Genomic DNA, 7,939 nt, shown 5'->3' on the forward strand with positions numbered 1-7,939 from the left:
CTCCTGCCGCCGAGGGCCCCGGCTCCCGCCGGATCGATTCGTTTGAGGGGGATCGGACGGATCGGTACGGTGGGAGTCGGGGCGAGGAGTGCGGTCGATGGAAGTTTCCCGGGTGCTCGATGCCGCGAGCCGCATTGTGGTGGTGTCACCGCATTTCGACGACGCGGTGCTCTCGCTCGGCGGATTGATCGCGACGCGGGCGGGGCGGGGGCAGACCGTCGAGGTGCTGACCGTGTTCTCCGCGGCCGGGGCCACGCTCACCGGCGGTGCCCGGATGCGGGCGTTCTCCGATTACGGGCCGCGCGTCGCGGAGGATGATCGGGCGTTGGCGCTGCTGGGAGCCCGTCCGACCCGACTCGGATTGTCCGAGCGGCTGTTTCGTGATCCGCCGCCGCGCGGGCCCCTGCCGCTGTTCCACACCTCCCCCGAGATGGCGCGCGGCGCATACCCGGAGAAGGTCCGGCAGGCGATCACGCGACTGCGGGAGTCCCCGGGCACGATCGTGCTGGCCCCCTTGGGGATCGGGCATCATGTGGATCATGTGATCGTCGCGCTGGGCGCGCTGCGGGCCGCGGCCGAGGGGCCGGGCGTCCTGTTCTACGAGGACTACAACGCACTGTCCGAACGCAATCGCCGACGCCATCCCGTCACCCGGTTGCGGCCGTTCCCGTATCGCGCCGCGCCCGCCTGGGGCAGCCCGCGTGCCGGGTTCGAGCTGGAGGCCACGTCCCTGCTGGCCCGCGGACCGGATCCGATCGCCCTCGCCGGGTTGACCGTGCGGCGCGAGCAGTGGCAGCTCTCGCCCGCCCCGGTGGATGCGGCGGCGGAGTCGGCCAAGCTGCGCGCCATCGCCGAGTACCGGACGCAGACAAAGGCTTTGGGTGGCGAGTCCGCGCTGCGGGAGCTGTTGCGCCGGGCGCACGCGGTGCGCGGGGGCGAGTCCGTCTGGCAGTTCCGGCCGGGAGGCGGGCGATGAGGTGGCTCGCACTGCTGGCGGTGTTGTTCGGGGCCGCGGGCCTGCCGGTGACCGCGCACGCCGATGACATCGCGCGCATCGATCACATCGTCGCGGTCACCGATCGTTGGTGGCAGGTGTTCGTCGACTCCCCCGCCATGGCGGGCACGGTCCAGATCGATGTGCTGCTGCCGGCGCATCGCACGGGCCCGCATCCCACCGTATACCTCCTCGAAGGGATCGACTCCGCGCGCGCCGACCAGAACGACTGGACTTTTCAGGGCGGCGCGGTCGACTTCTTCGCCGACAAGGACGTGACCGTGGTGCTCCCGGTCGGTGGTGCGGGCAGCTTCTACACCGATTGGCAGCGTCTGGATCCCGTACGCGGGCAGCAGCACTGGGAGACCCTGCTGACCCGCGAGCTGCCCCCGCTATTGGACGCCCGCCTCGACGGCAACGGCCGCAATGCGATCGTCGGCATCTCCATGGGCGCGCAGGCCGCCATGATGCTGGCCGAACGCTCCGGCGACCTGTACTCCGGGGTGGCAGCCCTGAGCGGCTGCTACGACACCGCCGACGCGATCGGGCAGGCGGAGCTGCGCTACATCGTCAGCAGCGACGGCTCCGACCCGGACGATATGTGGGGCCCGGCAGACGATTCCGACTGGACTGCACACGATGTGCTCGCGCACGCGGACGCGCTGCGAGGGAAGTCCCTCTACGTCTACGCGGCATCGGGCCTGCCCGGCGAGCACGAGAACGCCGGAACTCCGGATCTGCCGGACGTCGTGCTCGAGGGTGGCGCAATCGAATTCGGCACCCGGCTGTGCACCGGGATCCTCCGGCAGCGGCTGGACGCGCTGAGCATCCCCGCCACCTACGATCTGACCGCGGCAGGCACGCACAGCTGGCCCTATTGGCGCGACCATCTCGCCGCGGGCTGGCCCGTCCTGGCCGCCGCGCTCGGGCAATGACACTGAAAATGTCGGGGAGAACAGGGGTTACAAGGTGCGAGTGTTGTTCGTCGCCACCCCGCTGATCGGTCACGCGTTTCCCATGCTGCCGCTGGCGTTGCGGCTGCGGGCGGCCGGACACGAGGTGGTGCTCGGGTCGGGCGACGAGGTGGTGTCGGTACTGCGCGACCTCCTGCCCACGGTGACCGTCGCCGACCCCATGAGTGTGCGAGTTCCCATCCGCGCCTTGGCCTTGCATCCGCTCGCGGCCCGCAATGCGCTCGCGGGTTCGGCGGATCCGATGGTCGCGGCTCGCGTCTTCGCACCGGTGAACGAGGCGATGCGGACGCGGGTACTCGCGCTGGCCCGGCATTTCGCGCCCGACCTGATCGTGCACGAGCCGTTCGCCGCGGTCGCCGCGATTGCCGCCGACCGGCTGAAAATCCCTGCGGTATTGCACAATGTCGGCCTCGATCACGGCGAACGGGTCTGCGCGCGCCTACTCGAACGACTCTCGGCCCCGGAGGTCCGCGACACTGTCGCCCTGAGCATCGCGCCGCCCAGCATCGTCGCGATTCCCGGTCGGCCCATGCAGTACGTGCCCTTCTCCGCCCCCGGCCCGCCCATGCCCGACTGGCTGACCACCACCACCGACCGCCCGCGAATCCTGGTCACCCGCAGCACCATGCTCGGTGACAAACCCACGCCCTTCCTCACCGCCGTGCTGCGCGCGGCCCCCGCCGTCGATGCCGAATTCGTCATCGTCCGCCCGGATCTGGGTGTCACCCGCCGCGTGACGTTGCCGCCGAATGTCCGCACCGTCGGCTGGACGGTCCTCGGCGACGCGCTGGTCACCTGCGACGCCATGATCAATCACGGTGGCGCGGGCTCGGTCTACGCCGCCCTGCGCGCGGGACTGCCGCAGATCCTCACCCCCGACACCGGTGACCGCGGCTGGAACGCCGCCCTCATCCAGGCCCGCGGTTGCGGCCTGTCGGTTCCGCCGCGCCGCATTACCGCCGCCCACATCACCCGGCTGATCACCGAGGCGGGCCTGGCCTCGGCGGCGCGTGAGGTCGCGGCCGAAATGGCGGCCATGCCGACCCTCGACGACATTGCCGCCGAGCTCGAGGCCCGTTAGGCTCGCCGGGTTCATTCGATGTTGAAGGAGAGTTCGTGGGTAAAAAGAGCCGTCTCGCTTCGGGTTTCGGGGCGTTGACTGCCGGGGTGGTAGTGCTGGTGGGGGCGGCTACGGGGGTCGCCGGGGCGGAGCGGGCGCTCACGGCCCAGGAGCAGGTGTTCGTGAGTTACCTGCAGGCGCACGGTGATCTGCTGCCGGACCTGGATCAGCAGCTGGCGGCCGTGGATCTGGGCAAGGCCGATTGCTCGGCGCTGGCTTCGGGGATGACCCGGGAGCAGCTGTCGGAGGGTCTGCCGGGCGGGGCGTCGGAGAAGGAGGAGGCCGTGCTGTTCCTGGACGCGGCCACCGCCCCGGGAAGCCTGTGCGGCTGAGCAGTTTGCGGTAGAGAATTCGCGGGCGCTGCCGGATCGGGTAGCGCCCGCACTTTTTCGGCGACTGCGCCGCGCTATCCGCTTGGCGGCCTTGCCAATTGCATACCTTGCGGAATTCTTCAGCAAACCTCTACCACGTGATCCGGGCGGGCGTAGCGTCACCGCGCGAGGGACCCGTCACGGCGCAGGAGAGGAAACTCCCATGGCGGAGTTGGATATTGCTCTGAAGGACATGATGATGCTGGACGGCGCGATCGGCGCCAGTGTGGTCGACTACGGCAGCGGGATGCCGCTGGGCATGCTCGGTGGCACGAAAACGCTGGATATGGAGATCGCCTCGGCCGGCCTGACCGAGGTGGTGCGCGCCAAGGTCCGCACCATCGAACAACTCGGCCTCAATGAGGAGATCGAGGACATTCTGATCACGCTGGGCAGCCAGTACCACCTGGTGCGGCCGTTGCGTGGGCGGCGTTCGCGCGGGCTGTTCCTGTATGTCGCGCTGGATCGCACGCGCGGGAATCTGGCACTGGCCCGGCATCGGCTCAAGGACATCGAGGAGAACCTCGAGGTCTGAGAGATCTTTTTCGCGGTGCTGTCGTATTCGTGATCGCCCGTTCGTGTAGTGGATGACCCGGCATTTCGGCCGGGCATCATCCAAGGAGCGAATATGGGCAGCATCGTGGCGGTCGTCAACCTCACCCTGGACGGCGTCATGCAGGCGCCGGGGCGGGCCGACGAGGACACCCGCGACGGATTCACCGCGGGCGGCTGGGCGGCGAGCTATGCGGATCCGGTCCAGGGCCGGGTCATTGCCGAACATATGGCCACCCACGGTGGTCACGGTCTGCTGTTGGGGCGGCGTACCTACGAGGACTTCTACGGTTTCTGGCCGCAGCAGACCGGTAATCCGTTCACCGAGGTGCTGGACAAGACCCGCAAGTTCGTCGCGTCCCGCACGCTCACCGAACCGTTGCCGTGGCAGAACTCCACCCTGCTGCCCGGTGACGCCGTCACCGCGCTGCGGGCGTTGCGCGCCGAGCAGCCGGACCTGGATCTGGTGACGCTGGGCAGCGGCGAGTTGCTGCGTAGCCTCATGCGCGCGGGCATGATCGACGAGTATCTGCTCTCGATCCACCCGCTCACGATCGGTTCCGGTACCCGGCTGTTCGACGGTGTCGAACCGGGCGCACTGCGGCTGATCGACGCCGTCCCCACGACGACCGGTGTCCTGATGGCCACCTATCGTCCCGCCGCAGAGGAGTCGCTGTGACCCGGTACCTGCTGAGCATCTACCAGCCGGAGAGCGACGCGCCGCCCCCGGATCTCGACGTGATCATGAGTGAGCTGGCGAAGCTCAATGACGAGATGCGGGCCGCGGGGGCGTGGGTTTTCGCGGGCGGGCTGCACGCGCCCAGCACCGCGACGGTGTTGCGGGCCAAGGGGTCGGAGGTGCTGGTGACCGACGGGCCGTACGCCGAGAGCAAGGAGCACATCGGCGGATTCAGCGTCATCCAGGCCGAAGATCTGGACGAGGCGCTGGTGTGGGGCAAGCGGATGGCGGAGATCATCGGGCTGCCCATCGAGGTCCGGCCGTTCCAGGACGCCTGAAATGCCTTCCGGCGCAACCGATGTCCCGTCCGGCGCGGGTGGTATCCCCTCCGGCGCAGGTGATGTCGAGGTCGCGGCGGTGTTCGCCGAGCATTACGGTCGCGCCGTCGCCAGTCTCATCCGCGTCTTCGGCGATGTCGATATCGCCGAAGACGCGGTCCAGGACGCGTTCGCCACGGCCCTGCGGCGCTGGCCGATCGACGGGCTGCCGCCGAGTCCACCGGGCTGGATCATCACCACGGCCCGCCATCGCGCGGTGGACCGGCTGCGCCGGGAGGCGGCCCGCGCCGACAAGTACGCCCAGGCCGCGTTGCTGCACGAGCGCGCGGAACCGATCGAGGAGGGCGCGGTGCGAGACGACCGGCTGCGCTTGATATTCACCTGCTGCCATCCCGCCCTGGCGCGCACCGCCCAGGTCGCCCTGACCCTGCGCCTGCTGGGCGGCCTCTCGACGGCCGAGGCCGCCCGCGCTTTCCTGATCCCGGAAACCACCATGGCGCAACGCCTCACCCGCGCCAAGGGCAAGATCCGCGACGCCCGCATCCCCTACCGAGTCCCCGCCGACGCCGACCTCCCCGCCCGCCTCGACTCGGTACTCGCCGTGCTCTACCTCATCTTCACCGAGGGCTACACCGCCACCGCCGGCGATCGCCTCACCCGCCCCGACCTGTGCGCCGAAGCCATCCGCCTGACCCGGCTCCTGGCCGAACTCATGCCCGACGAACCCGAGGTCTCGGGCCTACTCGCCCTGTTACTGCTCACCGAATCCCGCCGCGCCGCCCGCACTTCCGACACCGGCGCACTGATCCCTCTGCCGGAGCAGGATCGATCCCGCTGGGACCGCGCCCTGATCGACGAGGGCCACACCCTGGTCCGCGCCTGCCTCCGCCGAAACACCCCCGGCCCCTACCAAATCCAGGCCGCCATCCAAGCCGTCCACACCGACGCCCGAACCCCCGCCGACACCGACTGGCCCCAAATCCTCACCCTCTACGACCAATTGGCGGCCTTCTCCCCCGGCCCCATGGTCACCCTCAACCGCGCCGTAGCCCTCGCCGAAGTCTCCGGCCCGGCAATCGCCCTGGCCGAACTCACCCCTCTCCCCCTCACCGACCACCACCTCTACCACGCCATCCGAGCCGACCTCCTACGCCGCCTCGGCCGCCCCCAAGAAGCCGCAGCCGCCTACCACCTCGCCATCACCCGAGCCGAGAACACCGCCGAACGCGACTTCCTCATCACCCGAGCCGAATCCCTCTGACCGGCGATCACGGCCGCTCCGGTGGCGAAAACCGGTACGGCATAGGACAACATGTCGCTGACACCAACCGAAGTCGCCATGGCAATCCCGAAGGTCGCAAACACGAGCGCCGCAGCAGCAGCCGTGTAGCGGACAGCGAGCCCGAGAACCAACGCCAGTCCCAGGGCGAACTCCACCACCGTGGCACCGGCCGCGGCCGCTTGCGTTAGCGGTCCAGCCCAGTGCGGTAGCAGCTTTCGCGTGTAGTCGACGAACGCGGAGTACTCCCCCCATGACACTCCGCTACTCCCGGGCCCGCCCAGCAGCCCGAACCGGTCCGCCACCGATCCGAGTAGCAACGCGCCCAACAGGATTCGTGCCGCGATCACCAGTGGCCGATATTGCGCTCGGGTGAGCACCATGGCTGCTACGACCGCGACGACGATCGCGGTGATCCAGGCGATGGAGCCGTGGGCGAATAACAGCCATCCGATCTCGATACCCAACATCGTTGCGGCAGCGGTGATTGCGATGGTGCGGGCGGTCATGATTCCCTCCGACCCAGATAGTAAGGTGCTTGACCAAAGCGTAGAGAGGACCGCCGAAGTGGTCAAGCACCTTACTAATCCGTTGTCGGATCGCCCACCGCCCCTGGGGAATCTGCTGAGCGCGGCCGCCCGTACCTTGGCGGCCGAACTCGACGCGGGTATCGCGGCCGCCGGCTTCTCCGACATCCGCGCCGCCCATGCCCCCGTCTTCCAGGTCATCGACCCCGACGGCACCCGCTCGAGCGTGCTGGCCGATCGCGCCGGAATGACCAAGCAGGCCATGGGCGAACTCGTCCGCCACCTCGAATCCCACGGCTACGTCGAATCCATCCCCGACCCCGCCGACGGCCGAGCCCGCCTCATCCGCCTGACCCCCCAAGGCTGGTCCGTCATCGACGCCGGCCTGGCGGTGGTGAGCCGCTTCGACGCTCACCTCGACACACTGATCGGCCCCGACGAAGTCCACCGCCTCCGCTCTACCCTCCTCGCCATCATCGCGGGCGCCGCATCCTCCTACGCAACCGGCCCTGACCAGACCACCACCGTCATGCGCACCGACTGAACCTCGCGAAAATCAGCGACACCCCCTATGTTCGGCGGTATGGATTTCGGGGGTATCGAGGGGACCGCGCGCAGTTACGCCGAAGCGGCCCATGGGGATCAGAAGTACGGGCTGCAACCGTATTCGGTGCATTTGGCCGCGGTGCGAGCAGTGTTGGCGGACTTCGGATATGGCGACGATCTCGGTGTATCGGCCTGGTTGCACGACGTGCTCGAGGACACCGATGTCACCAATCCGGAAATGGAGTCGGTCTTCGGCACGCCGATCACCGAATTGGTCTGGGCCGTCTCCGGAATGGGCGAAACCCGCGAGGCCCGCAACGAGGACATCTACCGCAAGATCAACGCCCACCCCCGGGCGGTGATCCTCAAGGTCGCCGACCGCATCGCCAATGTCGAAGCGAGCGTGGGCACCCGCTTCATGACCATGTACCGCAGCGAGTACCCCGAGTTCCGCACGCGTCTGGGCAACCTCCTGCCGGACGAGGAGGCCTTGGCCCGCATGTGGAAACGCCTCGATGCCGCGTTCGGTATCGAGGCGTGACGCCGCGGCCGCAGTGCG

The 7,939-nt window shown here is 68.8% G+C and carries 11 protein-coding genes; 10 read left to right on the plus strand and 1 reads right to left on the minus strand.

Annotated features, from left to right (window positions below):
- The first annotated feature begins 97 nt into the window (after positions 1-97).
- From ACFXHA_RS11815 to ACFXHA_RS11850, 8 genes are all read left to right on the plus strand, one after another.
- Positions 98-976 (plus strand): PIG-L deacetylase family protein, encoded by an 879-nt coding sequence (locus tag ACFXHA_RS11815; protein WP_379355632.1) that lies wholly within the window; start codon positions 98-100, stop codon positions 974-976.
- The gene (locus tag ACFXHA_RS11820; RefSeq protein ID WP_379355634.1) at positions 973-1,929 is read left to right on the plus strand and encodes an alpha/beta hydrolase; all 957 of its coding nucleotides are present in this window, start codon (positions 973-975) and stop codon (positions 1,927-1,929) included. Before ACFXHA_RS11815 ends, ACFXHA_RS11820 begins: the two co-directional genes overlap by 4 nt.
- 34 nt (positions 1,930-1,963) lie before the next feature.
- Entirely contained in the window at positions 1,964-3,049 is a 1,086-nt protein-coding gene (locus ACFXHA_RS11825) for a glycosyltransferase (protein WP_379355636.1), read from the plus strand.
- Positions 3,050-3,084: 35 nt separating this feature from the next.
- A complete protein-coding gene (locus tag ACFXHA_RS11830) occupies positions 3,085-3,420 on the plus strand; it encodes a hypothetical protein (protein ID WP_379355638.1) in 336 nt (111 codons plus the stop codon).
- 202 nt (positions 3,421-3,622) lie between these two features.
- Positions 3,623-3,994 carry a hypothetical protein gene (locus ACFXHA_RS11835; protein ID WP_379355640.1) on the plus strand — a complete coding sequence of 124 codons (372 nt, stop codon included), beginning with the start codon at positions 3,623-3,625 and terminating at the stop codon, positions 3,992-3,994.
- A 93-nt stretch (positions 3,995-4,087) separates the two neighbouring features.
- Positions 4,088-4,690 carry a dihydrofolate reductase family protein gene (locus ACFXHA_RS11840; protein WP_379355642.1) on the plus strand — a complete coding sequence of 201 codons (603 nt, stop codon included), beginning with the start codon at positions 4,088-4,090 and terminating at the stop codon, positions 4,688-4,690.
- Positions 4,687-5,028, plus strand: a complete 342-nt coding sequence (locus tag ACFXHA_RS11845; protein ID WP_379355644.1) for a YciI family protein — start codon at positions 4,687-4,689, stop codon at positions 5,026-5,028. The genes ACFXHA_RS11840 and ACFXHA_RS11845 overlap by 4 nt, the downstream gene beginning before the upstream one ends.
- Position 5,029: 1 nt before the next feature.
- A complete protein-coding gene (locus ACFXHA_RS11850; RefSeq protein ID WP_379355646.1) occupies positions 5,030-6,289 on the plus strand; it encodes an RNA polymerase sigma factor in 1,260 nt (419 codons plus the stop codon).
- On the opposite strand, the gene ACFXHA_RS11855 is transcribed toward ACFXHA_RS11850, so the two are convergent.
- Positions 6,214-6,816 (minus strand): hypothetical protein, encoded by a 603-nt coding sequence (locus tag ACFXHA_RS11855; RefSeq protein WP_379355648.1) that lies wholly within the window; start codon positions 6,814-6,816, stop codon positions 6,214-6,216. The genes ACFXHA_RS11850 and ACFXHA_RS11855 overlap by 76 nt on opposite strands.
- Positions 6,817-6,874: 58 nt before the next feature.
- On the opposite strand from ACFXHA_RS11855, the gene ACFXHA_RS11860 reads away from it, so the two are divergent.
- A complete protein-coding gene (locus ACFXHA_RS11860) occupies positions 6,875-7,378 on the plus strand; it encodes a MarR family winged helix-turn-helix transcriptional regulator (protein ID WP_379355650.1) in 504 nt (167 codons plus the stop codon).
- A gap of 39 nt (positions 7,379-7,417) precedes the next feature.
- A complete protein-coding gene (locus ACFXHA_RS11865) occupies positions 7,418-7,921 on the plus strand; it encodes an HD domain-containing protein (protein WP_379355652.1) in 504 nt (167 codons plus the stop codon).
- The last annotated feature ends 18 nt before the right edge of the window (positions 7,922-7,939 follow it).

The sequence above is a fragment of the Nocardia sp. NPDC059240 genome, assembly GCF_042753865.1.
GTDB lineage: Bacteria > Actinomycetota > Actinomycetes > Mycobacteriales > Mycobacteriaceae > Nocardia.